Raw genomic sequence first — 25,195 nt, forward strand, 5'->3', positions numbered from 1 at the left:
GACATGACTGCATCGGCTGTCAGCGAGGAGAGCACGGTGGTCGCCGGGGTCGATCTCGGCGAACCCGAGCTCGCCGAGACCGTGCGCACCGGCTTGGCCGAGGTCGAGAAACTGCTGATCAGCGAGCTGTCCGACGGGGAGGAATTTCTCCAGGAGGCGGCGCTGCACCTGGCCCGCGCCGGTGGCAAGCGGTTCCGGCCGCTGTTCACCATCCTCACCGGGCAGCTGGGCCCGCGGCCGGACGACTCGGATCTGATCACCGCGGCCACCGTCGTCGAGCTGGTCCACCTGGCCACGCTGTATCACGACGACGTGATGGACGAGGCGTCGATGCGCCGCGGCGCGCCGAGCGTGAACTCCCGGTGGGGCAACAACATCGCCATCCTGGCGGGCGACTACCTGTTCGCGCACGCCTCCCGGCTGGTCGCGACCCTCGGCCCGGACGCGGTGCGGGTGATCGCCGAGACCTTCGCCGAACTGGTCACCGGGCAGATGCGGGAGACCGTGGGCGCCAAGCAGTCGCAGGATCCGGTCGAGCACTACCTGCGGGTGGTGTGGGAGAAGACCGGTTCGCTGATCGCGACCTCCGGCCGGTTCGGCGGCACCTTCTCCGGCGCCGGCCTCGACCACGTGGAGCGGCTGGCCCGGCTCGGCGATGCGGTCGGCACGGCCTTCCAGATCTCCGACGACATCATCGACATCTCCTCGGTGTCCGAGCAGTCCGGCAAGACGCCCGGCACCGATCTCCGCGAGGGTGTGCACACCCTGCCCGTGCTCTACGCGCTGCGCGACGAGGGCGCCGAGGGCGACCGGCTGCGCACGCTGCTGGCCCGGCCGCTCGAGACCGACGCGGAGGTCACCGAGGCGCTGGAACTGCTGTCCCGGTCGCGGGGCATGGTGCTGGCGAAGGAGAAGTTGCAGGGCTACGCCGACATCGCGCACGCCGAGCTGTCCGCGCTGCCCGCGGGCCCGGCCAACGAGGCGCTGGACCGGCTGGTCCGGTTCACCGTCGAACGGGTCGGCTGAGCCGATCGTCCGGCGTCCCGGCACCCGGGCATCACGGATCGCGCTCGCCGGCGCGAGGAACCATGCGTCGGCGCATATCGTTGACCTGGTGTAACGAAGTCGACGAACGGGGGCGCGCGAGGCCGACAGAGAGGCGGTTCCGTTTTGCACACGCACGGTTTCGGTAACGGCGTCAAGACCTTCGGGCTGATGGTGGGCCTGTCCGCCCTGATCGTGTGCGCCGGAGCGCTGTTCCGCAGTCCCACCATCCTGTGGATCTCGGTGCTGCTGGCCGTCGGCATGAACGCCTACGCGTACTTCAGCAGCGATCGGCTGGCGTTGCGGGCGATGCACGCGCAACCGGTGTCGGAACCGGAGGCGCCGGCGATGTACAAGATCGTGCGCGAGCTGGCCACCGCCGCGCGGCAGCCGATGCCGCGGCTCTACATCAGCCCCACCAACGCCCCCAACGCCTTCGCCACCGGCCGCAATCCCCGGCATGCGGCGGTCTGCTGCACCACCGGCATCCTGCAGATCCTGGACGAACGGGAGCTGCGCGCGGTCCTCGGGCACGAGCTGTCGCACGTGTACAACCGCGACATCCTGATCTCGTCGGTGGCCGGCGCGCTGGCCTCGGTGATCTCCGGTCTGGCGAACCTGGCCTATTTCGCGGGCATCTTCGGCGGCGGCAACCGCGACGGGCAGGGCCCGAACATCATCGGGGTGCTGCTGGTGTCGCTGCTCGGGCCGATCGCGGCCACTCTGATCAAGCTGGCGGTCTCCCGCTCCCGCGAGTACCAGGCCGATCAGGACGGGGCCTCGATCACCGGCGACCCACTGGCGCTGGCCTCGGCGCTGCGCAAGCTGGAGCGGGGCGTCCAGGCGGCCCCGCTGCCGCCGGAGCCGCAGCTGACCGCCCAGTCGCACCTCATGATCGCCAACCCGTTCCGGGCCGGCGACCGCGCCGCTCGCTGGTTCTCCACCCACCCGCCGATGGCCGACCGGATCCGGCGGCTGGAGGAGATGGCCGGCGGGACCCGGCGCTACTAGCGGTAGTTGACGAACTGCAGCGCGAGGTCGAAGTCCGCGCCTTTGAGCAGCGAGATGACCTGCTGCAGGTCGTCCCGGCTCTTGCTGGTGACCCGCAGTTCCTCGCCCTGGATCTGCGCCTTCACGCTCTTGGGGCCCTCGTCCCGGATCTTCTTCGCGATCTTCTTGGCGTTCTCCGTGGAGATGCCCTGCACGAGGGTTCCTGTGATTTTGTACACCTTTCCGGAGGCGGCGGGATCGCCCGCGTCGAACGCCTTCAGCGAGATGTCGCGACGGATCAACTTCTCCTTGAACACGTCCAGCGCCGCCTTCACCCGGTCCTCCGATTCGGCGGTCAGCACGATCTTCTCCTCGCCGGACCATTCGATGCCGGCGCCGGTGCCGCGGAAGTCGTATCGGGTGGCGAGCTCCTTCGCCGCTTGGTTGAGGGCATTGTCGACCTCCTGGCGATCGACCTTGCTGACGACATCGAATGAGGAATCGGCCACAGTACGGCTCCTGTCTGACGGTCGGCGTTCTCAGAATTTCTACCCCGATCACCGGCCGCAGTCGCCCCGGCACCCCGTATGCGGCGGCGCCGTGGTCGCTGGCCTGGCGGTTTGCATTCCGGCCGGGGGTTCGTTGTATTCTGCTCAGCGCGCTACCGCAGCGCACGGCAGGTTGCCCGAGCGGCCAAAGGGAGCTGACTGTAAATCAGCCGCGCAAGCTTCGGAGGTTCGAATCCTTCACCTGCCACCCCGAGCCCCCGTGGAGTTCTCTCCACGGGGGCTCTCGGCTTCCGAGGGCCGGATCAACGGCCACGCTCTCGGAAAATGCCCCTTGACCTCTCGGTTTGGTGTAGGGCCCGGGGAGTGTGTAACCTCGTTCAAGGCTTCAGCGCCCCGGTTTTACCGGAGCGCCAGAGACCATGCCCCCTTAGCTCAGTCGGCAGAGCGTTTCCATGGTAAGGAAAAGGTCAACGGTTCGATTCCGTTAGGGGGCTCGCCGGATTGCCGGTGTGTGACCGACTCGGCACTCTGAGGCTGAAGAACCACAGGGCCGGGACGACCACCGCCGCATTACCGCGCATATGTATGGCGGTGTAGCTCAGGCGGTAGAGCAAACGACTCATAATCGTTGTGTCGCCGGTTCGAGTCCGGCCATCGCTACCCATACTGAATCGACCCTCAGGTTTCGACCCTCAGGTTGACCGGAAAGAAGGCATATCGTGGCCGCGAAGTCCACCGATGTCCGGCCAAAGATCACCTTGGCCTGCGAAGAGTGCAAGCACCGCAACTACATCACCAAGAAGAACCGGCGTAACGACCCCGATCGGCTGGAGCTGAAGAAGTTCTGCCCGAACTGCGGTTGCCACCGGGCGCATCGCGAATCCCGCTAGGACCACCACGCGAACTGCTGCCGCACGCGACGTTCGTGGTGTGTCTGTCGCGAATGTCGTCATAGAAGAGCGCAGAATCTGTGCCGGAGCAGGGTTCGATCCCGCTCCGGCACTTGGTGTAAGTGCGGTAGTGATCCTCCGCCGATCCCCGGTAGCGGGGTCAGATAGGGACAGCCTTCCGTGACAATCAACACCGAGGAAAGTGGCGTCATGACCGACGGGGCGGCCACTTCCGCAGAGTTCGATCCGGCGGTGAACGCGGCAGCCGCGGTCGGTCATCACTATCGGGTCGAGGACCACTACGAGGTGGGCCGGGAGAAGGTGCGTGAGTACGCCCGCGCTGTCCAGGACTACCACCCCGTGCACTGGGACGAGAGCGTCGCGAGCGAGTACGGCTACGACGGCCTGCTGGCACCGCTGAGCTTCATCTCCCTGGTCGGCATCCTGGCCCAGCGGAAGCTGTTCGAGCACGTGGTCACCGGGTACGACCTGAGCCAGATCATGCAGACCGACCAGATCCTGGAGTTCCACCGGCCGATCCAGGTCGGCGACCGCCTCCTCTGCGACGTCTACCTGCACTCCTTCCGGCAGGCCTTCGGCGGCGACATCATCGTCACCAAGAACATCGTGACCTCCCGCGGCGAACTGGTGCTCACCACCTACACCACCCTGATCGGGCGCAGCGGCACCGATATCGACCCGAATCTCACCGACGCCGTGCGCAACGTGCTCATGCAGGGCACGCCCGAGGCGCCGGACGACCCGCACAGCGCGCCGCCGGTCACCGACGAACTCGAGGATGTGCGCGCCCCCGCGGCGAAGTCGTCCGGCCGCGCGCTGCGCTTCGAGGACGTCGCCGCCGGTCAGGAGCTGCCGGCGCGCATCGTCCGCCTCACCCGGGGCGATCTGGTCAACTACGCCGGCGTCTCCGGCGACCCGAATCCGATCCACTGGAGCGACGGCGTCGCCAAGCTCGTGGGCCTGGACAACTGTGTCGCGCACGGCATGCTCACCATGGGCCTCGGCGGCGGCTTCGTGACCTCGTGGCTGGGCGATCCCGGCGCGGTCAAGGAGTACAACGTCCGTTTCACCAGCCCGGTCTACGTGCCCGCCGACGCGGCCGCGGAGATCGAGTACACCGGCAAGGTGAAGTCGGTCGATCCGGAGACCCGTACCGCGGTCGTGGCGATCGTCGCGAAGTCGGAGGGCCGCAAGATCTTCGGCCGGGCCACCGCGACGGTTCAGCTGAGCTGAGTCGTACGGCTGACCTGCGGCAGGCCGCCGGGCCCGGCCCGATTGGCCTTTCGCGGGGGCGGTGACGTAGAGTGAGGCATCTGGGGTTACCAGCCGCTGCGCGCTGCTCTGAGAGGGGCTGGTTCCAGGCGGGACTCGATTCGTCGAGATCTGCCGGGGCCGGCGACCGCCGGGGCGGCGCGTGTGTTGTGTAACACTGGGAATACAACTCGATAAGACGGTGCTGGACGACGGTGAGATGTCCAGCCCAAGGGGCGTAGCTCAATTGGCAGAGCAGCGGTCTCCAAAACCGCAGGTTGCAGGTTCAAGTCCTGTCGCCCCTGCACTGGATGCCAGCGACGAGAAAGGATCGACGTGAGCGACGAGCGGGACATTCGCCGCGGCGCGCATGCGCCGGACGAAGGCGATGGCACCGCCGCGGTGAGTCGTCCGAGCGGCAAGCGGTCCGCTCGGCGGGCTCGTACGCAATCGTCCGCGAACGTCGACACGGGCTCGGTCGCCACCCTCGAGCGCCGGCCGCAGTCGGCCGCGCGGAAGGCCTCCACCTCGGCGAGTACCAAGACCGATAAGTCGGGGAAGGGCGGCAAGGGCAATCCGCTCAAGCGCCTGGTGAAGTTCCTGCGCGAAGTGGTCGCGGAACTCCGCAAGGTGATCTGGCCCAACCGCAAGCAGATGGTCACCTATACGAGTGTGGTGCTGGTGTTCGTGGTCTTCATGATCTCGTACATCAGCGGGTTGGACGTGGCGTTCATCAAGGGTGTCAACTGGCTGTTCGGCTAGCTGACCGTCGGCGCCGGCAACCGTCCCGCCGCGAGCGAACAGGTGGACCGATCCGCCGGATTCGCACCGGCACGCAGAGGATGTACGTGACGACACAGGAAGCGAGTGCCCAGTGAGCACCCCGGAGAACGGCACACCCGACGAATTCCAGGCCGACGACGTGGTCGTCGAGGAGGAATCCGGCGACGCCGTGGCGTCCGAGCAGGCCACGGAGGAGCCCGCCCCCCCTGCCGCCGACATCGACGAGGATCCGGTCGCCGCGATGAAGGCCGCCCTGCGTCGCGCGCCGGGTGACTGGTACGTCATCCACTCCTACGCCGGTTACGAGAACAAGGTGAAAACCAATCTCGAGACCCGCGTGCAGAACCTGGGTCTCGAGGAGTACATCTTCCAGGTCGAGGTCCCGACCGAACAGGTCACCGAGATCAAGAACGGCCAGCGCAAGAACGTGCAGCGCAAGGTGCTGCCCGGCTACATCCTGGTCCGGATGGATCTCAACGACGAGTCGTGGGGCGCGGTGCGCAACACCCCGGGCGTCACCGGATTCGTCGGCGCCACCTCGCGGCCCTCACCGCTGTCGATCAACGACGTGGTGAAGTTCCTGGTCCCGGCCTCGCAGCAGCAGAAGAAGCCGACCACCGCGGCGGCCGCCGCCGAGGGCACCGGCGAGACCCCGATTGTCAAGCCGACCATCGAGGTCGACTTCGAGGTCGGCGAGTCGGTCACCGTCATGGACGGCCCGTTCGCGACGCTGCCCGCCAGCATCTCCGAGGTCAACGCCGAACAGCAGAAGCTGAAGGTCCTGGTGTCGATCTTCGGCCGCGAGACCCCGGTCGAGCTCGCGTTCACCCAGGTCGCGAAGATCTAGTCCGCCGCCCGGCCCGATTCGGGTCCGTGCGCACGCTGCGACTACACTTGCCGGGTTGCGCCCGCTGTCTCCGCTCGTCGTCGGACGGGCGAGCGCGGGCGCGCATTCCGGAACAGGCTTACGGGAATCCGTGAGCAGCCGAACCGAGGAACCGAACCAAGGAAGAAAGATGCCCCCCAAGAAGAAGAAGGTCACCGGGCTCATCAAGCTCCAGATCCAGGCCGGTGCGGCCAACCCGGCTCCGCCGGTCGGCCCCGCGCTGGGTCAGCACGGTGTCAACATCATGGAGTTCTGCAAGGCGTACAACGCGGCGACCGAGTCGCAGCGTGGCAACGTCATCCCGGTCGAGATCACGGTCTACGAAGATCGCTCGTTCGACTTCAAGCTGAAGACCCCGCCCGCCGCCCGGCTGATCCTGAAGGCCGCCGGTGTGCAGAAGGGCTCGGCCGAGCCGCACCGGAACAAGGTCGCGCAGATCACCATGGACCAGGTCCGGGAGATCGCCAAGACCAAGCAGGAAGATCTGAACGCCAACGATATCGACGCTGCCGCGAAGATCATCGCCGGCACCGCTCGTTCGATGGGCATCACCATCGCGGAGTAGTCCACCCGGACTCACTCAGGTGGGAGGGCCGGCCAGGCCCGACAACCACGTCTGAACTACTCGAGGACAGAGAATCATGGCAAAACGAAGCAAGGCTTATCTCGAGGCGGCCGCCAAGGTCGACCGCGATCAGCTCTACGCGCCGCTCGCGGCCGCGCGGCTCGCCAAGGAGACCGCGACCACCAAGACCGACGCGACCGTCGAGGTCGCCGTCCGTCTCGGTGTCGACCCCCGCAAGGCCGACCAGATGGTCCGCGGCACCGTGAACCTGCCGCACGGCACCGGTAAGACCGCGCGCGTCATCGTGTTCGCCGCCGGCGAGAAGGCCGCCGAGGCCGAGGCCGCCGGTGCGGACGCCGTGGGCGCCGAGGACCTGATCGAGCGGATCCAGGGCGGCTGGCTCGATTTCGACGCCGCGATCGCCACCCCGGACCAGATGGCCAAGGTCGGCCGCATCGCGCGCGTGCTGGGCCCGCGTGGCCTGATGCCGAACCCGAAGACGGGCACCGTGACCACCGACGTGGTCAAGGCCGTCAACGACATCAAGGGCGGCAAGATCAACTTCCGCGTCGACAAGCAGGCCAACCTGCACTTCGTGATCGGCAAGGCCTCCTTCGACGAGAAGAAGCTGGTGGAGAACTACGGCGCCGCGCTGGACGAGATCCTGCGCGTCAAGCCCTCCACCGCGAAGGGCCGCTACGTCAAGAAGGTGACGATTTCGACGAACACCGGCCCGGGCATCCCGGTGGACCCGAACCGCACCCGCAACCTCACCGAAGAGGACGCGTAGTCCGCAAGAACTCGAGGGCCGGTACGGAATTCCGTACCGGCCCTTGGTTTTTCAGCACTCCGGCCGGAGCCGCACGAGGTGTTCCCGCAGCGGCGGCCGGCCCGTTTTGGCAGATGGGCGGGGGTTCGGCTATTCTGATTGACGGTCGTCGGCCTGTTCGATGACCAACCCCAATCGTTCTACCGAAGACCGTTGGTCGCTGCCGCGAGGCAGCTGAAGGTCCGGCGATATTGCCGGCGGCCCACGCAGGGAGAGCCGAGGTCGGGAAAATTGCGGATCGTGCCCGTGCGGCATGGTCACGGTATTTTCTTCTGCGCCCCGGGACGCCCTGCGTCCGGGGCGTTTGCTTTGTCGCCGGGCAGTCTCCTCCGGTGCCGGTAGGCCGAAATACGTACCGACACATCCAGAGAGGAGGCGAAGTATGGCAAAACCCGAGAAGGTCACCGCGGTCGCGGAGATCACCGAGCAGTTCCGCAGCTCCACCGCCACCGTGGTCACGGAATACCGTGGTCTGTCGGTCGGCAAGATGACCGAGCTGCGCCGGTCGCTGGGCGCGAGCGCCACCTACTCCGTCGCCAAGAACACCCTGGTCAAGCGCGCTGCCGCCGAGGCGGGCGTGGAAGGCCTGGATGAGCTGTTCGTCGGCCCGACCGCCATCACCTTCATCGAGGGTGAGCCGGTCGACGCCGCGAAGACGTTGAAGCAGTTCGCCAAGGACAACAAGGCCCTGATCATCAAGGGCGGGTACATGGACGGCAAAGCGCTGTCCGTGGCCGAGGTCGAGCGGATCGCCGATCTCGACTCGCGCGAGGTGCTGCTGGCCAAGCTGGCCGGTGCCTTCAAGGCCAAGACCGCGCAGGCCGCCGGCCTGTTCAACGCGCCCGCCTCGCAGGTCGCCCGGCTCGCCGCCGCCCTGCAGGAGAAGCTGGCCGCCGGTGCTCCGGCGCCGGCCGAGGCCGACGCTCCCGCGGACGCGGAATAACCCCCACTACCTCGCCTCACCCGGCACGCGCCGCGGCGGGGGCATACATCGGAAGGAAACATCATGGCCAAGCTGTCCACTGACGAACTGATCGACGCGTTCAAGGAGCTCACCCTGCTCGAGCTCGCCGAGTTCGTGAAGGTGTTCGAGGACACCTTCGAGGTCACCGCCGCTGCCCCGGTCGCCGTCGTCGGCGGCGGTGCCGGCCCGGTCGCCGCCGAGCCCGTCGAGGAGCAGGACGAGTTCGACGTGGTGCTCGAGGGCGCCGGCGACAAGAAGATCCAGGTCATCAAGGTGGTCCGCGAGATCGTCTCGGGCCTGGGCCTGAAGGAGGCCAAGGACCTCGTCGAGAGCGCCCCGAAGGCGATCCTGGAGAAGGTCGCCAAGGACGCCGCCGAGGCCGCCAAGGCCAAGCTGGAAGAGGCCGGCGCCAAGGTTTCCGTCAAGTAGGACGGTTCCCGCACGGTTCGCGGCGGGCGGTTCCCCTCGGGGAGCCGCCCGCCGCGGCATTTCCGGGGTGCGGCATATTTCTCGTACGGCCCGTTTTCCGGTTTCGGGTGCGGTGTCCGCATTCCGGCGCCGACGGTGCCGGGTGGGTTTCCGGCCCGGCGTCAACGTGGTCGAAAACAGAACTTGTTCATGCTCGTTTGTGGCTTTCACCAGTGCGGACCCGATAATAAAGAGCAAAACCCTAGTACTTACCCGCCGGTCAGGTAGGGATAGGCTTGACGACCGGTATGCGATACAGTGGCCGAACCCAGTGCGGCGCGTCACATCCTCGTTCTCGAGCGGAGCATGCCGATGGCAAGCCGCGGGGGGACCGTTGGAACAGTGTGGAGGTTGGCGTGGGCGTCGAGGTCAGAACAGAGGGCGTGACCAAGTCGTTCGGTTCGCAGCGAATTTGGCAGGATGTCACGCTGACCCTGCCCTCGGGGGAGGTCAGCGCGCTGCTCGGACCTTCCGGTACCGGTAAGTCCGTCTTCCTGAAGTCCCTGATCGGCCTGCTGCGCCCGGAGCGCGGCTCGATCTACATCGACGGCACCGACATCACCACCTGCTCCAACAAGGAGCTGTACGAGATCCGCAAGCTGTTCGGCGTGCTGTTCCAGGACGGTGCCCTGTTCGGCTCGATGAATCTCTTCGACAACGTGGCCTTCCCGTTGCGCGAGCACACCAAGAAGAGCGAATCCGACATCAAGAAGATCGTCATGGAGAAGCTCGAGCTGACCGGTCTGCTCGGCGCCGAGGGCAAACTGCCCGGCGAGATCTCCGGCGGTATGCGCAAGCGGGCCGGCCTGGCCCGCGCGCTGGTGCTGGATCCGCAGATCATCCTGGTCGACGAGCCGGACTCCGGTCTGGATCCGGTGCGCACCACCTATCTGAGCCAGTTGCTCATCGATATCAACGCGCAGATCGACGCGACCATCCTGATCGTCACGCACAACATCAACCTGGCCCGGAGCGTGCCCGACAACATCGGCATGCTGTTCCGTCGCCGCCTGGTGATGTTCGGTCCGCGTGAGGTGCTGCTCACCTCGGAGGAGCCGGTGGTCAAGCAGTTCCTCAACGGCCGCATGATGGGCCCGATCGGTATGTCCGAGGAGAAGGACGAGGCGCAGATGGCGCGCGAGCAGGCGCTCGCCGACGCCGGCCATTACGACAACGGCCACGAGGAGATCGAGGGCATCGTCCCGCAGATGAAGGCCACCCCCGGGATGCCCTTCCGGCAGGCCGTCGAACGGCGGCGCAGCCGCGTCCTCGAAATCATGCACACCCTGCCGCATCCGGCCCAGGTCGCGATCCGCGAATCCATGGAACAGAACGGCGATACGCAGGTGCTTCCCGCCTATACGAGCAATCCTTCAGACTATCCGGGAATGATCTAGTAACCCCTGTATGACACAGGGCAACTAGCGGGTAACATACGCGATCGTGAACAAAACCCTGACGCGGCTGCGAACCCCCGTCGAGTCGGGTCTTGCTCAGGCCGGCAACATCTTTGCGCTGCTTCTCGATGTGGGCCGCAAGGTTTTCCGCCGGCCGTTCCAGTGGCGCGAATTCGTCGAACAGTCGTGGTTCATCGCGAGTGTCTCGATCCTGCCCGCGGCGCTGGTGGCAATTCCGTTCGGCGCGGTGGTCGCACTGCAGACAGGTTCGCTCATCAAACAGCTGGGCGCCGAGGCGTTCACGGGCGCCACGAGCGTGCTGGCGACCGTGCAGCAAGCCGCGCCGGTGGTCACCGCCCTGATCATCGCGGGCGCCGCGGGTTCCGCGGTCGCCGCCGATCTCGGCTCGCGCACCATCCGGGAGGAGATCGACGCGATGGAGGTGCTCGGCATCGACCCGGTGCAGCGGCTGGTGGTGCCCCGCGTGCTGGGCATGATGCTGATCGCCGTGCTGCTCAACGGTTTGGTGTCGGTGGTCGGCATCTGCGGCGGCTACTTCTTCAACGTGTTGCTGCAGGGCGGTACCCCCGGCGCCTATCTGGCCTCGTTCTCGGCGCTCGCGCAGCTGCCGGACCTCTGGATCGGTGAGATCAAAGCCCTCATCTTCGGGCTGCTGGCCGGTGTCATCGCCGCCTACAAGGGTCTGCATCCGAAAGGCGGACCGAAAGGAGTCGGTGACGCGGTGAACCAGTCGGTGGTGATCACCTTCCTGGTGCTGTTCTTCGTCAACCTGGTTCTGACGCTGGTGTATCTCCAGGTCGTTCCGGCCAAGGGCGGCTGAACATGGTTGTCACACAACGCACTCCGGTGATGGTCCGGGGAGCTCGGCGGATCGGCCGCGCCCTGCGCGCCCCGGTCGGTGTCATCGATCGCGCCGGCGATCAGATGTCCTTCTACTCCAAGGCGATCGCGTGGATCCCGCGGACGCTGGTGCACTACCGCAAGGAGGTCACGCGGCTGCTCGCCGAGGTGACCTTCGGTTCCGGCGCGCTGGCGGTCATCGGCGGCACGATCGGCGTGGTCGTCATGATGTCGGCGTCGGTCGGCGTCGTGGTCGGACTGCAGGGGTTCAAGGCCCTCGACTCGCTCGGCAGCGGGGTGCTCACCGGCTTCCTCACCGGCTACATCAACACCCGTGAGCTCGCGCCGCTGGTCGCGGCCCTGGCCTTGTCGGCCACGGTCGGCTGCGGTTTCACCGCGCAATTGGGCGCCATGCGGATCTCCGAGGAGATCGACGCGCTCGAGGTGATGGCCGTACCCGGCGTGCCGTTCCTCGTCACCACGCGCGTCATCGCCGGGTTCGTGGCGGTCATCCCGCTGTACATCGTCGGCCTGCTGGGCACGTTCCTGGCCTCGCGGCAGATCAGCGTGTGGTTCAACGGGCAGTCGAGCGGCTCCTACGACCACTACTTCGGCCTGTTCCTGCCACCGGAGGATGTGCTCTATTCCTTCCTGAAGGTGCTGGTGTTCGCCTTCGTGATCATCCTGATCCACTGCTACTACGGCTTCAACGCCAGTGGCGGCCCGGCGGGTGTCGGCGTGGCGGTCGGCCGCGCGGTGCGCGCCTCGATCGTGCTGATCAACATCCTCGACTTCTTCCTCAGCCTCGCCATCTGGGGCACCACCACCACCGTTCGAGTAGCCGGATGAGCGCGGAGGGGGTTCGGTTGTGGCGGGCCACGGAGAAGTTGCGGGTCCGGACCTTGGGTGTGCTGTTCTTCGTGCTGGTGTTCGCGTTCCTGAGCGTCACCGTCGCGGCCTACAACAAGGTGTGGACGCAGACGACGAAGGTCGACCTGGTCACCGATACGGTCGGGAACGCGCTGACCCGCAACGCCGATGTGAAGGTCCGCGGCGTCACCGTGGGCGAGGTGCGGTCCAGCGAGTCCACCCACGGCAAGGTCACGCTGCATCTGGCGATCGAGCCGGACAAGGCGGCGAAGATCCCGGCCAACGTCACCGCGCGGCTGCTGCCGAAGACGTTGTTCGGTGAGCGTTATGTCGAACTGGAATGGCCGGACCGGCCCAGCGACCGCATGCTGACCGCCGGCACCACCCTGTACCAGGACGCCAGCGGTAACGCGGTCGAGGTCAGCCAGTTGCTGGACAGCATTCTGCCGCTGCTGCAAGCGGTGCCGCCGCAGTACCTGTCGTCCACCCTGGGTTCGCTGTCGCAGGCGCTGAGCGGGCAGGGCGCCGGACTCGGCGACACCATCGACCGGCTCGACAAGATCTTCCGCGGCCTCAACGGCGAACTGCCCACGCTGCAGGAGGATCTGCGCAGCTTCGCGAAGGTGGCCGACACCTACGCCGACGCGCTGCCGGAACTGGTCGACGCCTTCGACAACCTGCGCACGCTGAACGCCACCGTGGTGCAGAAACGGTCGCAGATCGACACCCTGTACCAGGTATTGACGCCGACCTCGTCGAAGACGGCCGATTTCCTGGTCGCCAACCACGACAACATCATCGACATCGCCGCCGATTCGCGAGAGGCGCTGGAACTGCTGGCCACCTATTCGCCGACCTACGCCTGCACGATGAAGAACTTCGCCCAGCTGAAGCCGCGTATCGACGACATCTTCGGCAAGGGCACCGACGTGCCGGGCTCCCGGGTGTCGATCTCGCTGGTCAATCCGCGCGGCCGCTACCTGCCCAATCAGGACGAGCCGCGCTGGTTCGACGACCGCGGTCCGGCCTGCTTCCCGGAATGGCCGCTGGGTACCGACTCGGGCCAGTATCCGGGCGGGCCCGCGAACGACGGGTCGTATCAGCCGCCGTCGCGGTTCCCGGGTGATCAGGACGGCGGATCGCTGCCGCCGGCCCAGTTCTCGGTGTACGGCGCGGGTGTCTCGACGGCCGGTTCGCCGGCGGAGCAGCACGCGCTGGGCGCGATCTACGGTGCGGCCAACGGGGTTTCGCCCGATCAGGTGCCCGGCTGGGTCACCCGGATCGCGGCCCCGGCCTTGCGCGGGAGCGAGGTGAGCGTCAAATGAGCGGCGGACTGCGCGGCCTCGGCGGTCCGCTGATCAAACTGTCGATCTTCGTCGTGGTGACACTGTTCCTGACCGCGGTGCTCGGCCTGAGCATCGCCAACTACACCGGCGGCGGCACCGAGTTCCGGGCTCGGTTCAGCGATGTGACGTCGCTGAACACCGGCGACGAGATCCGGATCGCGGGTGTCCGGGTCGGCAAGGTCACCAAGATCTCGATCGCGGACCGCGATCAGGCCGAGGTGCGCTTCGAACTCAACGACCGCAGTTCGCTGCCGGCCTCGACCACGGCCACGATCCGGTACCGGAACCTGGTGGGCCAGCGCTACATCGCGCTCGAGCAGGGCACCGGGCAGCAGGGCCGGATCATCTCCCGCGGCGCCACGATCCCGCTGGAGCGCACCCATCCGGCGCTGAACCTGACCACGCTGTTCAACGGATTTCGCCCGCTGTTCCAGACGCTCACCGCCGACGACGTCAACAAGTTGTCGTACGAGATCATCCAGGTCTTCCAAGGCGAGAGCGGCACGATCACCGAACTGGTGACCAACACCGCGAGCCTGACCAACAAGATCGCCGACAAGGACGCGGTGATCGGCCAGATCGTCACCAATCTGAATCAGGTGCTGGACGCGGTCAGCGCCCGCGAGGGCGAACTGGACGATCTGATCGTCAACACCGAGGCGCTGATCTCCGGTCTGAACGCCGAGCGCGGCACGATCGGCTCGGCGGTGCAGTCGCTGGGCAACCTGGCCTCGGCCACCGCCGATCTGCTGGTCCCGACGGTGCCGACGCTGCAGGGGTCGATCGCCGGGTTGAACCAGCTCACCGGAACGCTGAACGACCGTTCGGTGGAGGTGAACGAGACGCTGGCGAATCTGCCGATCAAGATGGAGAAGCTCGGCCGTGCGGCCAGTTACGGCTCGTGGTTCCAGTTCTATCTCTGCGGTATCGATATCGTGGCCGGTCCGGGTTCCAGTACGACGGTGAACACCCCGGCCCTGCCGACGGTCAACCAGCCGGTCTATACCAATCCGGCGCCGCGCTGTCACGGGAAGGGCGGCCGCTGATGGACGACCGCACACTGCTGGGCCGCCGCAGCCCCGCCTTCATCGGCGGACTCGGACTGATCCTGATCCTGCTGATCACGATGTCGGTGTTCTTCGTGGACCGGCTGCCGATCATCGGCGCCGGCGCCCACTACACCGCCGAATTCTCCGAGGCCGCCGGCCTGAAGAAGGGCAACGAGGTGCGCATCGCCGGCGTCAAGGTCGGTTCGGTGTCGGACGTCCGGCTCGACCACGATCGGGTGCTGGTCGATTTCCGCACCCGCGATGCCTGGATCGGCGACGAGACCACCGCATCGATCCAGATCAAGACGGTGCTCGGCCAGAAGTACGTGGCGCTGGACCCGCGCGGATCCGCGCCCGCCGACCCCGGTAAGCGAATCCCGTTGTCGCGCACCATATCCCCGTACGACGTGGTGGACGCGTTCAGCGACGCGGCGAAGCAGATCCAGCAGACGAACACCGAGCAGCTGGCCACCAGCATGCGGGTGCTGTCGGACGCGTTCTCCGGGACGGCGCCGCAGATCCGCGGATCCATCGACGGTGTCGCGCGGCTGTCGGAGACGCTGGCCAAGCGCGACGACCAGTTGCGGAAGCTGTTCGCCGCCACCAACGCCACCACCAAGGTGCTCGCCGATCGCAACGAGCAGTTCGAGCGGCTGCTGGCCAGCGGCGGTCAGCTGCTCGCCGAACTGAACGTGCGGCAGCAGGCCATCGCCCAGCTGCTGACCGGCGCGCAGACGGTGTCCGCCGAGCTCAGCACGCTGGTGCACGACAACGAGGAACAGATCGGCCCCGCCCTGACCAACCTGCAGAAGTCGATCCAGATGCTCAACGACAACCAGCAGAACATCTCCCGCACGCTCACCCTGGCCGGGCCGTTCTATCACCTGTACGCCGACGTGCTCGGTAACGGCCGGTGGTTCGACGCGGTGATCGTGAACCTGAATCCGCCTGCGCTGCCGGCGATTCCGGGCGACCGCCCGCCGGTGCGGGAACTGGGAGGCCGGTGATGGCCGCCGTGCGCAATCCGTTCCGCCGCGACCTGCGCAGCACGTTCCGGGAAGCCGGCCGGGGCACGAAGATCGGGCTCGCGCTCGGCATCGTGCTGGTGCTGGTGCTCGCGGGGGTGGGCTGGTGGGCCTTCGGCCAGTACAACCGGACCACCATCACCGCCTACTTCGACCGCTCGATCGGCATCTACAAAGGCTCCGACGTCCGGATCCTCGGCGTGCCGGTGGGCAAGGTGGATTCGGTGCAGCCGCAGGGCGAGCAGGTCAAGGTGGTCATGCACGTCGACCGGGGCTACGACGTGCCGGCTGATGCGCGCGCCGCGCAGATCACCCCCTCGGTGGTGTCCGACCGGTACATCCAGCTCGCCCCGGTCTACAAGGGCGGCCAGAAACTCGGCCGCAACGCGACCATCCCCAAGGACCGCACCGTGACCCCGGTCGAGGTGGACCGGCTGTACAAGAGCATCACCGAACTGTCGGACGCGCTGGGCCCCAACGGCGCCAACAAGGACGGCGCGCTCAACGATCTGGTCCGCACGGGTGCGGCGAATCTGTCCGGCAACGGCGACGCGCTGGCGAACAGCCTCACCCAGTTGTCGCACGCGGCCCGCTACCTCTCCGACGCCCGCGGCGACATCTTCGACACCATCAAGAATCTGCAGGTGTTCGTGCACACGCTGGCGGTGAACGACGATCAGGTGCGGCAGTTCAACAGCCAGCTGGCCAGTCTGGCCGGATTCCTCTCCGACGAGCGGTCCGATCTGGGCCAGGCGCTGAACCTGTTGTCGCTCGCCCTCGGCGATGTGGCCCGGTTCGTCGACAACAACCGGGATCTGGTGGCGAGCAACGCCGACGCGCTGACCACGCTCACCAAGACCCTCGCCGACCAGAGCAGTGACGTCGCGAAGGCGCTGCCGGTACTGCCGCTGGCCCTGAGCAACCTGATCAATGTGCACGACGCCGAATCCGGCACGCTGAACATGCGCGCCAACCTGACCCAGCTGCAGGATCCGTTCGGCACCCTGTGCCAGCTGATGGATCTGGGCAAGCTGGTACCGGGCGATCCGAAGTTCGACGCGCTCAGCCGCCAGTTGCGGCCGGTCCTCGATCAGTGCAAGACGATCACCGATCAGCTCACCGCGGGTGTGCAGACGCCGTCGCTGGTGCTGCCGTTCGGCATCCTTTCCGGACCGAACGAGCAGCGTAATCCGGTACCGGGCACGGTTCCCGGCACCCCGTCGGATCAGGCCCCGCCGTCGCAGGGAGGTGGGCAGCGATGAGTCTCCGCAAGGACGGCCGGGCGATCCGGGCCGCCGGCGCGGCCACCGTGCTGAGCGTGTCCGCGGCGTTGCTGAGTTCCTGTGCGGGCGACGGGGTCTACAGCATCCCGCTGCCCGGTGGCGCGGACATCGGCGCGCACCCCATGCACATCGACGTGAACTTCGACGACGTGCTGGATCTGGTCCCGCAGTCGACGGTGAAGGTGGACGGTGTGGCCGTCGGCCGGGTGCAGTCCATCGGGGTGGCGGCCGACGGCTGGCACGCGGTCGTGCACACCCTGGTCAACTCCTCGGTGCAGCTGCCCGCGAACGCGCGCGCCGAGGTGCGGCAGTCCAATCTGCTGGGTGAGAAGTTCATCGAATTGTCCACTCCGACAACCGAACCCGCACAGGGCACGCTGTCCGACCAGGCCACCATCCCGGTCGAGCGGACGCGCACGGCCACCGAGATCGAGCAGGTGCTCGGCGCGCTGTCGCTGCTGCTCAACGGTGGTGGTGTCGCGCAGTTGCAGCCGATCGTGGCCGAACTGAACAAGGCCCTCGGCGGCCGCGAGCAGACGGTCCGCTCCCTGCTGGAACAGGCGAACACCCTCATCGACGGGCTGAACAAGCAGGTCGAGGACATCAATCACGCGCTGGACAGTCTGGCCACGCTGTCCATCCGGGTCGGCCGGCAGACCGACCAGGTCGCGGCGATCCTCGACGAATTGCCCGCCGGCATCAAGATTCTCGACGAGCAGCGGCCGGAACTGGTCGGGCTGCTGGGCCAGCTGGACCGGGTCGGCAAGGCCGGTTTCGACGTTCTGGACCGCAGCAAGGACAACCTGATCCGGGATCTCCAGGCGCTGCGCCCGACCCTGCAGGAGCTGGGCCGGTCGGCGCCGGATCTGATCACGGCGCTGCCGCTGATCCCGACCTACCCGTTCTCCGACGAGGCGATCTACTCGGCCTTCGGCGGTTCGGTGAACACCTGGCTGTCGGTGGATCTGCAGATCGGCAACACCCTGTCGAATCTCGGTGTGGGCAAACCGGATCCGGTGTACCTCCCGCCGCCGCACGGCCCGGACGTGCCGGTCGATCCGAGCAATCCGTACTACAACGGCAACGGCGCGCGGCCGGGCTGGCCGACGGTGTCGCTGCTGCCGGTGTTGCCGCCCGGCATGGTGCCGTCGCCGCCCGGTACGGCCCCCGCCGCCCGGAGGGATCTGGTCGGCGCGATCCTGGACCAGTTGGGGGTGCCGCAGAGATGAGCCGCCTGGTACGCAACCAGTTGGTCGCCTTCGCGCTGATCGCCGTGCTCGGCGTGGTGTTCGTCGGTGCCAAGTACATCCACCTCGATCACATGGTCGGCATCGGCCAGTACCACGTCCAGGTCAAGATGGCCTGGACCGGCAACCTGTCGACCGGCGCCGAGGTGACCTACCGCGGGGTGCCGGTGGGCCGGGTCGGCAAACTGGACATCACCGCCGACAGTGCGGTGGTGACCCTGGACATGGATTCCGGCAAGCCGAAGGTGCCCGCGACCGCGAAAGCGGTGGTGGCCGACCGTTCGGCGATCGGCGAGCAGTTCGTGGATCTGCTCCCGACCACCTCGGGCGGGCCGTACCTGCGCGACGGCTCGGTCATCGACGGCGCCGAGGCGCCCGTGCGGGTGGAGGATCTGCTCGCGAAGGTGAACGATTTCGCGAAGTCGACCGATCTGCCGGCGCTCACGACCACCATCACCGAACTGGGCAAGGCGTTCGACGGACAGGGCGACAATCTCCGCGTCCTGGTCGACTCGCTGAACAAGTTCAGCGAGACCGGCGTGGATTCGTTGCAGCAGACCATCGATCTGATCCGCGACGCGCGGACGGTGCTGGGCACCCAGGTGGATCAGGATCCGGCGATCCGGAAGTTCAGCACCGGCCTGGATCAGCTGGCCCAGCAACTGCGCACCAGCGATCCGGACATCCGCCGGCTGATCGGCACCGGCACCGACGCCGGCAATCAGCTCGGGCAGTTGCTCGACACCAGCGGTCCGGCGCTGACCACGGATTTCACCAATCTGCGCACGCTGTTGCTGGCCGTCTCGCCGAAGTACTACGCGCTGCGGCCGCTGCTGCAGATGCTGCCGATCCTGTCGGTCGGTGGCTCGGCCACCGCGCCGGGCGACCACACCAGCCACTTCGGCCTGGTGCTGGAGGTCAACGATCCGCCCGCCTGCACCCTCGGTTACGAGGGCACGCAGCGCACCCTGGCGCAGATGAAGGCACAGAATCCGGATTTCGACGACACCCGCGACGATTTCCCGTTGGATCTGAACGCCGGTTGCCACGCCCCGCAGGGCAGCATCTCCGATGTGCGTGGCGGCGACCGCGCGGACCTGGCCGACCCGAACATCGCCCAGCCGTGGGACGGCAAGCCGAAGACCGATCCGGACAAGCTGAACCTGGCCCCGCTGGCCCAGCAGCTGGCTCCGCTGGTGGGGGTGACCCCGAAGCGGTGAGCGCAGGGCGAGTCGGCGGAGCCGACGAGACGACGACGCTAGGGTGTTGCTGTGACCGCTGATCTACCCGATAAGCCCGATCTGCCCGACCCCGCCGAGTCGCCCGCCGAGGCGCCGGACGGTTCCGCGGAGCAGGCCGTGGCCGGGGGACCGGTCGCCGCAGGCGACGCGCTCGGCACCGGTTCTGCGGCGAAACCATTGTCCGGCAACGCTTCTCGGTCCATCGACGCACCCGTCACGCGGGATCGGGACGAGTCCGCCGGGAGCCCCGCGGACGAGCCCGCCGGTGGGTACGCGACGGACGCTGCCGCGAACCTCCCGGCGGAACGGGCGGTATCACCGATCCGGTCGATTCTCACCACTGTGCTGGCTGTCTGGTTGCTGGCCGCGCTGGTCGCGGCGGGCTGGTTCGGTGTCGGCTGGGTCCGGGCGGCCTACTTCACCGATGCTCCCCGGGCCGAGGCCCGGGACAGCGCACTGGATTCCGCCCGGCAGGCCGCGATCAACCTGTCCTCGATGAACCCGAACGACATCGACGGCTCCATCGATCTGATGAAGTCGTCGATGACCGGTTCGATGCTCGATCAGCTGACCCAGAATCGCGATCGGATCAAACAGGCCGCCGAGCAGTCCAAGACCAAGATCGATGCGAAGGTGCTGGGCGCCTCGCTGAGCACGCTGAACAGTGAGCGGGACAAGGCAACCGCTCTGGTGGTGCTGCAGCTGACCCAGTCCGCGCCGAGCGTGCCCGCGGAGTCGTTCCGGACCACCTGGTCGCTGGACATGGCCAAGGTCGGCGACGGCTGGAAGGCCGAGCAGGCGAATTCGCTGGGACAACTGGTCCCGCTGGACTCGCCGAATCCGGCCCAGCCGGCCCCGACCGGAATCCCCGTGCCCCCGGCGTCTCCCGCGACGCCCGCGCCCCAGCCCGGATCGTAGGAGATGTCGATGGAACCCCGACGGCCGGTCAACCGTGTCTCGCCGCGCCTGCGCCCGTCCGGCCGCGCCGCCACCCCGTCCGCGCCCACCGGCGCCGGTTCGCCGAACGAGCCCGCCGGTCGCCGTCCCGGCCGCTCCGGGGCCGGCCGGTCGAAGTCGGTACCCGCCCGGCGCGATCGGCCCGACGCCGCCGCGCGGGCGTATGCCCGCGACCGGGCGGGCCATGTCCGGCCCGTTCGCGGCACCCGGTCCTGGCTGCTGCCGACCGGCCTGGGTCTCGCGGCCGCGATTCTCACCGCGTTCGCCGTGGTCGCGGCCTTCCGGCCGGGAGTGGGCGACGGCAACGCGGCGTTCGTCGACACGAAGGCGACCGAGCAGGTCCGAGCCGCCGCCGGGGACGCCCTGAAGACCGTCTACTCCTACGACGCCAAGGCGATCGCCGGCGACAAGGGCGCGGCGGCGTACAAGGACGCCGTGCACAAGGTCGTGACCGGCAAGATGCTCGCCGATTTCGACAAGTTCGCGGACACCACGGTGTCGGCGATCCAGCAGGCGCAATCCACCGCCACGGCCGTGGCCGACCCGATCGGCGTGACTTTGCTCACAGGCGATCGAGCCGAACTGTTGATCGAATTGACCGTGAGCGCGGCCCGCAACGGCGTGCCGCAGGAGAGCGCCGCGGGGCCGATCGTGCTCCACATGCAGAAGATCAACGGGCGCTGGCTGGCTGCTGAAATCACCGATCGGTAATTTTCGGTTCTCCCTTTCCCGCAGCTCGAGGGCATGATCAACCCCTGCTGTGGCTGCTCCGGGCCTCGTTCGGGGCCGGTTGCCGCAGCGCTGCCACTTGACGAGTTTCGTCCGACCAGTCACGCTATTCACAACAGCGGCAGCTGGGACTGCGGTCGAGGATCCGTGTGTCGAGCGACCGCCGAAGCCCTGATCGCAGCCAGCGCTGAGGGGCACGGCGCGCCGGGGGGCCGGAACTCGATCCGGGTGGTACTTTGACACCCCTTCTGTATGGGTGTAGGTTTGGACTTTGCGCTGGCTGCCCTCTGTCCATTCCTTGATCGCACTACGAAAGTCCCACCGCTGAAATGCCTCGAACGCGGCGTTTCAAACATGTGGTGTTACTTCCGTTGTCTGCTGTTCGGGTTCGTTCGGGGTGTATCCAGCCGGAATCTGAACGCAAGCAGACAAGCGACGGTTCGTCGCGGTGCCACGTACGTACTGGCACCGCACGCCCGCGCGTGAGGTGCTGGAAGGACGCATCTTGGCAGTCTCCACCCAGACCAAGGCCGGTATTCCCGGAGCCCCGAAGCGGGTGTCGTTCGCGAAGATTCGCGAACCCCTCGAGGTTCCAGGGCTTCTCGATCTACAAACCGAATCGTTCGCCTGGCTGATCGGTTCACCGGACTGGCGGGAACGGGCAATCGCTCGTGGCGACGTCGTCGATCCGGTCGGTGGGCTCGAGGAAGTGCTCGAGGAGCTTTCCCCGATCGAGGACTTCTCGGGTTCCATGTCGCTGTCCTTCTCCGATCCGCGCTTCGAAGAGGTCAAGGCCTCCATCGAGGAGTGCAAGGACAAGGACATGACCTACGCGGCGCCGCTGTTCGTCACCGCGGAGTTCATCAACAACAACACCGGTGAGATCAAGAGCCAGACGGTCTTCATGGGCGACTTCCCGATGATGACCGACAAGGGCACGTTCATCATCAACGGCACCGAGCGCGTCGTGGTCTCCCAGCTGGTCCGTTCGCCGGGCGTCTACTTCGACGACAGCATCGACAAGACCACGGAGAAGACGCTGCACAGCGTCCGCGTGATTCCGTCGCGTGGCGCGTGGCTGGAGTTCGACGTCGACAAGCGCGACACCGTCGGCGTCCGCATCGACCGCAAGCGCCGGCAGCCGGTCACCGTGCTGCTGAAGGCGCTGGGCCTGACCGCCGAGGAGATCGTCGAGCGGTACGGCTTCTCCGAGATCATGATGTCCACGCTGGAGAAGGACAACACCGCCGGCCAGGACGAGGCGCTGCTCGACATCTACCGCAAGCTGCGTCCGGGCGAGCCGCCGACCAAGGAGTCCGCGCAGACCCTGCTGGAGAACCTGTTCTTCAAGGAGAAGCGCTACGACCTGGCCCGCGTCGGCCGCTACAAGGTCAACAAGAAGCTGGGCCTGAACGCCGGTGTGCCGGTGGTGGGTTCGGTGCTGACCCGCGAGGACATCGTCTCGACCATCGAGTACCTGGTCCGTCTGCACCAGGGCGACAAGTTCATGACCGCGCCGGCCGGCGTGGAGGTTCCGGTCGAGGTCGACGACATCGACCACTTCGGCAACCGCCGTCTGCGCACCGTCGGCGAGCTCATCCAGAACCAGATCCGCGTGGGCCTGTCCCGCATGGAGCGGGTCGTGCGCGAGCGCATGACCACCCAGGACGTCGAGGCCATCACGCCGCAGACCCTGATCAACATCCGCCCGGTGGTGGCGGCGATCAAGGAGTTCTTCGGCACCTCGCAGCTGTCGCAGTTCATGGACCAGAACAACCCGCTGTCGGGCCTGACCCACAAGCGCCGCCTGTCGGCGCTGGGCCCGGGTGGTCTGTCCCGGGAGCGCGCGGGCCTCGAGGTCCGCGACGTGCACCCGTCGCACTACGGCCGCATGTGCCCGATCGAGACCCCGGAAGGCCCGAACATCGGCCTGATCGGTTCGCTGTCGGTGTACGCCCGGGTCAACCCGTTCGGCTTCATCGAGACGCCGTACCGGCGGGTCGAGAACGGCCGGGTCACCGACGAGGTCAAGTACCTGACCGCCGACGAGGAGGACCGGCACATCCGTGCGCAGGCCAACTCGCCGGTGGACGCCGAGGGCAACTTCCTCGAGGACAAGGTCCTGGCTCGTCGCGGCAACGAGGAGATGGAGTACGTCCCGGCCCGCGAGGTCGACTTCATGGACGTCTCGCCGCGCCAGATGGTGTCGGTGGCGACCGCCATGATCCCGTTCCTCGAGCACGACGACGCCAACCGCGCGCTGATGGGCGCGAACATGCAGCGTCAGGCCGTGCCGCTGATCCGTTCCGAGTCGCCGCTGGTCGGCACGGGAATGGAATTGCGGGCTGCCGTTGATGCCGGTGATGTCGTGGTCAACGACAAGCCGGGTGTGGTCGAGGAGGTCTCCGCCGACTACATCACCGTCATGCACGACGACGGCACCCGGCGCAGCTACCGGATGCGCAAGTTCGCGCGTTCCAACCAGGGCACCTGCGCCAACCAGCGGCCGATCGTGGACGAGGGCCAGCGGGTCGAGCGCGGCCAGGTGCTCGCCGACGGTCCGTGCACCGAGAACGGTGAGATGGCGCTGGGCAAGAACCTGCTCGTCGCCGTCATGCCGTGGGAGGGCCACAACTACGAGGACGCGATCATCCTGTCGCAGCGCCTCGTCGAGGAGGACGTGCTCACCTCGATCCACATCGAGGAGCACGAGATCGATGCCCGGGACACCAAGCTCGGCGCCGAGGAGATCACCCGGGACATCCCGAACGTCTCCGACGAGGTGCTGGCCGACCTGGACGAGCGCGGCATCGTGCGCATCGGTGCGGAGGTCCGCGACGGTGACATCCTCGTCGGCAAGGTGACCCCGAAGGGCGAGACCGAGCTGACCCCCGAGGAGCGCCTGCTGCGCGCCATCTTCGGTGAGAAGGCTCGCGAGGTCCGCGACACCTCGCTGAAGGTGCCGCACGGCGAGTCCGGCAAGGTCATCGGCATCCGGGTGTTCTCCCGCGACGACGACGACGATCTGCCCCCGGGCGTGAACGAGTTGGTCCGCGTCTACGTGGCCCAGAAGCGCAAGATCCAGGACGGCGACAAGCTGGCCGGCCGGCACGGCAACAAGGGCGTCATCGGCAAGATCCTCCCCAAGGAGGACATGCCGTTCATGCCCGACGGAACCCCGGTCGACATCATCCTGAACACCCACGGCGTGCCGCGTCGTATGAACATCGGCCAGATCCTGGAGACCCACCTCGGGTGGATCGCCAAGGCGGGCTGGGACGTCACCGACGGCACCGGCACCGTCCCGGACTGGGCCGCGGCCCTGCCCGAGGAGATGCTGGGCCAGGAGTCGGACACCAACGTCGCCACCCCGGTGTTCGACGGCGCCCGCGACGCGGAACTGCAGGGCCTGCTCGGCGTGACCCTGCCGAACCGCGACGGTGAGCGCATGGTCAACGAGCACGGCAAGGCGACCCTGTTCGACGGCCGCTCCGGCGAGCCGTTCCCGTACCCGGTCGCGGTCGGCTACATGTACATCCTGAAGCTGCACCACCTGGTCGACGACAAGATCCACGCGCGCTCGACCGGTCCGTACTCGATGATCACCCAGCAGCCGCTCGGTGGTAAGGCGCAGTTCGGTGGTCAGCGCTTCGGTGAGATGGAGTGCTGGGCCATGCAGGCCTACGGCGCCGCCTACACCCTGCAGGAACTGCTGACCATCAAGTCCGACGACGTGGTCGGCCGCGTGAAGGTCTACGAGGCCATCGTCAAGGGCGAGAACATTCCGGAGCCGGGCATTCCGGAGTCGTTCAAGGTTCTGCTCAAGGAACTCCAGTCGCTGTGCCTGAACGTGGAGGTGCTGTCCTCGGACGGCGCCGCGATCGAGCTGCGTGAGGGCGAGGACGAGGACCTGGAGCGGGCCGCGGCGAACCTGGGTATCAACCTGTCGCGCAACGAGGCTGCCACGGTCGACGATCTGGCGCAGTAAGC

23 protein-coding genes and 4 tRNA genes are annotated in these 25,195 nt (G+C 67.2%); 26 read left to right on the forward strand and 1 reads right to left on the reverse strand.

Annotation, left to right across the window (positions count from 1 at the left end):
* Positions 1 to 3: 3 nt before the first annotated feature.
* Positions 4 to 1,026 carry a polyprenyl synthetase family protein gene (locus NRB56_RS29205; RefSeq protein WP_153347517.1) on the forward strand — a complete coding sequence of 341 codons (1,023 nt, stop codon included), beginning with the start codon at positions 4 to 6 and terminating at the stop codon, positions 1,024 to 1,026.
* 144 nt (positions 1,027 to 1,170) lie between these two features.
* Positions 1,171 to 2,055 (forward strand): zinc metalloprotease HtpX, encoded by an 885-nt coding sequence (gene htpX / locus NRB56_RS29210; protein ID WP_153347518.1) that lies wholly within the window; start codon positions 1,171 to 1,173, stop codon positions 2,053 to 2,055.
* On the opposite strand, the gene NRB56_RS29215 is transcribed toward htpX, so the two are convergent.
* Positions 2,052 to 2,543, reverse strand: coding sequence for a YajQ family cyclic di-GMP-binding protein (locus tag NRB56_RS29215; RefSeq protein ID WP_319943712.1), 492 nt, complete (start codon positions 2,541 to 2,543; stop codon positions 2,052 to 2,054). The genes htpX and NRB56_RS29215 overlap by 4 nt on opposite strands.
* 166 nt (positions 2,544 to 2,709) lie before the next feature.
* On the opposite strand from NRB56_RS29215, the gene NRB56_RS29220 reads away from it, so the two are divergent.
* From NRB56_RS29220 to rpoB, 24 genes are all read left to right on the forward strand, one after another.
* Positions 2,710 to 2,790: transfer RNA gene (locus NRB56_RS29220), tRNA-Tyr, on the forward strand.
* Positions 2,791 to 2,964: 174 nt separating this feature from the next.
* Positions 2,965 to 3,037, forward strand: a tRNA-Thr gene (locus tag NRB56_RS29225).
* 93 nt (positions 3,038 to 3,130) lie between these two features.
* Positions 3,131 to 3,203, forward strand: a tRNA-Met gene (locus NRB56_RS29230).
* A gap of 59 nt (positions 3,204 to 3,262) precedes the next feature.
* Positions 3,263 to 3,433 (forward strand): 50S ribosomal protein L33, encoded by a 171-nt coding sequence (gene rpmG, locus NRB56_RS29235; protein WP_019932641.1) that lies wholly within the window; start codon positions 3,263 to 3,265, stop codon positions 3,431 to 3,433.
* Between the two features lie 210 nt (positions 3,434 to 3,643).
* Positions 3,644 to 4,687, forward strand: a complete 1,044-nt coding sequence (locus NRB56_RS29240; RefSeq protein ID WP_153347519.1) for a fused (3R)-hydroxyacyl-ACP dehydratase subunits HadA/HadB — start codon at positions 3,644 to 3,646, stop codon at positions 4,685 to 4,687.
* Positions 4,688 to 4,937: 250 nt separating this feature from the next.
* Positions 4,938 to 5,010: transfer RNA gene (locus NRB56_RS29245), tRNA-Trp, on the forward strand.
* Between the two features lie 31 nt (positions 5,011 to 5,041).
* A complete protein-coding gene (gene secE, locus NRB56_RS38480) occupies positions 5,042 to 5,467 on the forward strand; it encodes a preprotein translocase subunit SecE (RefSeq protein ID WP_319943713.1) in 426 nt (141 codons plus the stop codon).
* A 112-nt stretch (positions 5,468 to 5,579) separates the two neighbouring features.
* A complete protein-coding gene (gene nusG / locus NRB56_RS29255) occupies positions 5,580 to 6,335 on the forward strand; it encodes a transcription termination/antitermination protein NusG (RefSeq protein WP_319943714.1) in 756 nt (251 codons plus the stop codon).
* A gap of 169 nt (positions 6,336 to 6,504) precedes the next feature.
* A complete protein-coding gene (rplK, locus tag NRB56_RS29260) occupies positions 6,505 to 6,939 on the forward strand; it encodes a 50S ribosomal protein L11 (protein WP_019932645.1) in 435 nt (144 codons plus the stop codon).
* A 76-nt stretch (positions 6,940 to 7,015) separates the two neighbouring features.
* Positions 7,016 to 7,729: a 50S ribosomal protein L1 gene (rplA, locus tag NRB56_RS29265; protein ID WP_153347520.1), complete on the forward strand. Its 714-nt coding sequence runs from the start codon at positions 7,016 to 7,018 to the stop codon at positions 7,727 to 7,729.
* A gap of 421 nt (positions 7,730 to 8,150) precedes the next feature.
* The gene (gene rplJ, locus NRB56_RS29270; protein WP_153347521.1) at positions 8,151 to 8,711 is read left to right on the forward strand and encodes a 50S ribosomal protein L10; all 561 of its coding nucleotides are present in this window, start codon (positions 8,151 to 8,153) and stop codon (positions 8,709 to 8,711) included.
* A 63-nt stretch (positions 8,712 to 8,774) separates the two neighbouring features.
* Positions 8,775 to 9,161, forward strand: a complete 387-nt coding sequence (gene rplL, locus NRB56_RS29275; RefSeq protein WP_153347522.1) for a 50S ribosomal protein L7/L12 — start codon at positions 8,775 to 8,777, stop codon at positions 9,159 to 9,161.
* A 395-nt stretch (positions 9,162 to 9,556) separates the two neighbouring features.
* Positions 9,557 to 10,597: an ABC transporter ATP-binding protein gene (locus tag NRB56_RS29280; protein WP_319943715.1), complete on the forward strand. Its 1,041-nt coding sequence runs from the start codon at positions 9,557 to 9,559 to the stop codon at positions 10,595 to 10,597.
* Between the two features lie 46 nt (positions 10,598 to 10,643).
* Positions 10,644 to 11,438: an MlaE family ABC transporter permease gene (locus tag NRB56_RS29285; RefSeq protein ID WP_319943716.1), complete on the forward strand. Its 795-nt coding sequence runs from the start codon at positions 10,644 to 10,646 to the stop codon at positions 11,436 to 11,438.
* Positions 11,439 to 11,467: 29 nt separating this feature from the next.
* On the forward strand, positions 11,468 to 12,307 hold the full coding sequence (locus NRB56_RS29290) for an MlaE family ABC transporter permease (protein WP_153347656.1): 840 nt from the start codon (positions 11,468 to 11,470) through the stop codon (positions 12,305 to 12,307).
* On the forward strand, positions 12,304 to 13,653 hold the full coding sequence (locus NRB56_RS29295) for an MCE family protein (protein ID WP_153347523.1): 1,350 nt from the start codon (positions 12,304 to 12,306) through the stop codon (positions 13,651 to 13,653). Before NRB56_RS29290 ends, NRB56_RS29295 begins: the two co-directional genes overlap by 4 nt.
* Entirely contained in the window at positions 13,650 to 14,720 is a 1,071-nt protein-coding gene (locus NRB56_RS29300; protein ID WP_194291027.1) for an MCE family protein, read from the forward strand. The genes NRB56_RS29295 and NRB56_RS29300 overlap by 4 nt, the downstream gene beginning before the upstream one ends.
* Positions 14,720 to 15,730, forward strand: a complete 1,011-nt coding sequence (locus tag NRB56_RS29305) for an MCE family protein (protein WP_194291028.1) — start codon at positions 14,720 to 14,722, stop codon at positions 15,728 to 15,730. The genes NRB56_RS29300 and NRB56_RS29305 overlap by 1 nt, the downstream gene beginning before the upstream one ends.
* Positions 15,730 to 17,010, forward strand: a complete 1,281-nt coding sequence (locus NRB56_RS29310) for an MCE family protein (protein ID WP_194291029.1) — start codon at positions 15,730 to 15,732, stop codon at positions 17,008 to 17,010. The genes NRB56_RS29305 and NRB56_RS29310 overlap by 1 nt, the downstream gene beginning before the upstream one ends.
* A complete protein-coding gene (locus tag NRB56_RS29315) occupies positions 17,007 to 18,260 on the forward strand; it encodes an MCE family protein (protein ID WP_153347524.1) in 1,254 nt (417 codons plus the stop codon). Before NRB56_RS29310 ends, NRB56_RS29315 begins: the two co-directional genes overlap by 4 nt.
* On the forward strand, positions 18,257 to 19,498 hold the full coding sequence (locus tag NRB56_RS29320) for an MCE family protein (protein ID WP_153347525.1): 1,242 nt from the start codon (positions 18,257 to 18,259) through the stop codon (positions 19,496 to 19,498). The genes NRB56_RS29315 and NRB56_RS29320 overlap by 4 nt, the downstream gene beginning before the upstream one ends.
* A gap of 51 nt (positions 19,499 to 19,549) precedes the next feature.
* The gene (locus NRB56_RS29325) at positions 19,550 to 20,437 is read left to right on the forward strand and encodes a hypothetical protein (RefSeq protein ID WP_153347526.1); all 888 of its coding nucleotides are present in this window, start codon (positions 19,550 to 19,552) and stop codon (positions 20,435 to 20,437) included.
* A 9-nt stretch (positions 20,438 to 20,446) separates the two neighbouring features.
* A complete protein-coding gene (locus NRB56_RS29330) occupies positions 20,447 to 21,187 on the forward strand; it encodes a hypothetical protein (protein ID WP_153347527.1) in 741 nt (246 codons plus the stop codon).
* A 505-nt stretch (positions 21,188 to 21,692) separates the two neighbouring features.
* Positions 21,693 to 25,193, forward strand: a complete 3,501-nt coding sequence (rpoB, locus tag NRB56_RS29335) for a DNA-directed RNA polymerase subunit beta (protein ID WP_319943733.1) — start codon at positions 21,693 to 21,695, stop codon at positions 25,191 to 25,193.
* The last annotated feature ends 2 nt before the right edge of the window (positions 25,194 to 25,195 follow it).

The sequence above is a fragment of the Nocardia aurantia genome, from assembly GCF_009604425.1.
In the GTDB taxonomy this organism is placed as follows: Bacteria; Actinomycetota; Actinomycetes; order Mycobacteriales; family Mycobacteriaceae; genus Nocardia; species Nocardia aurantia.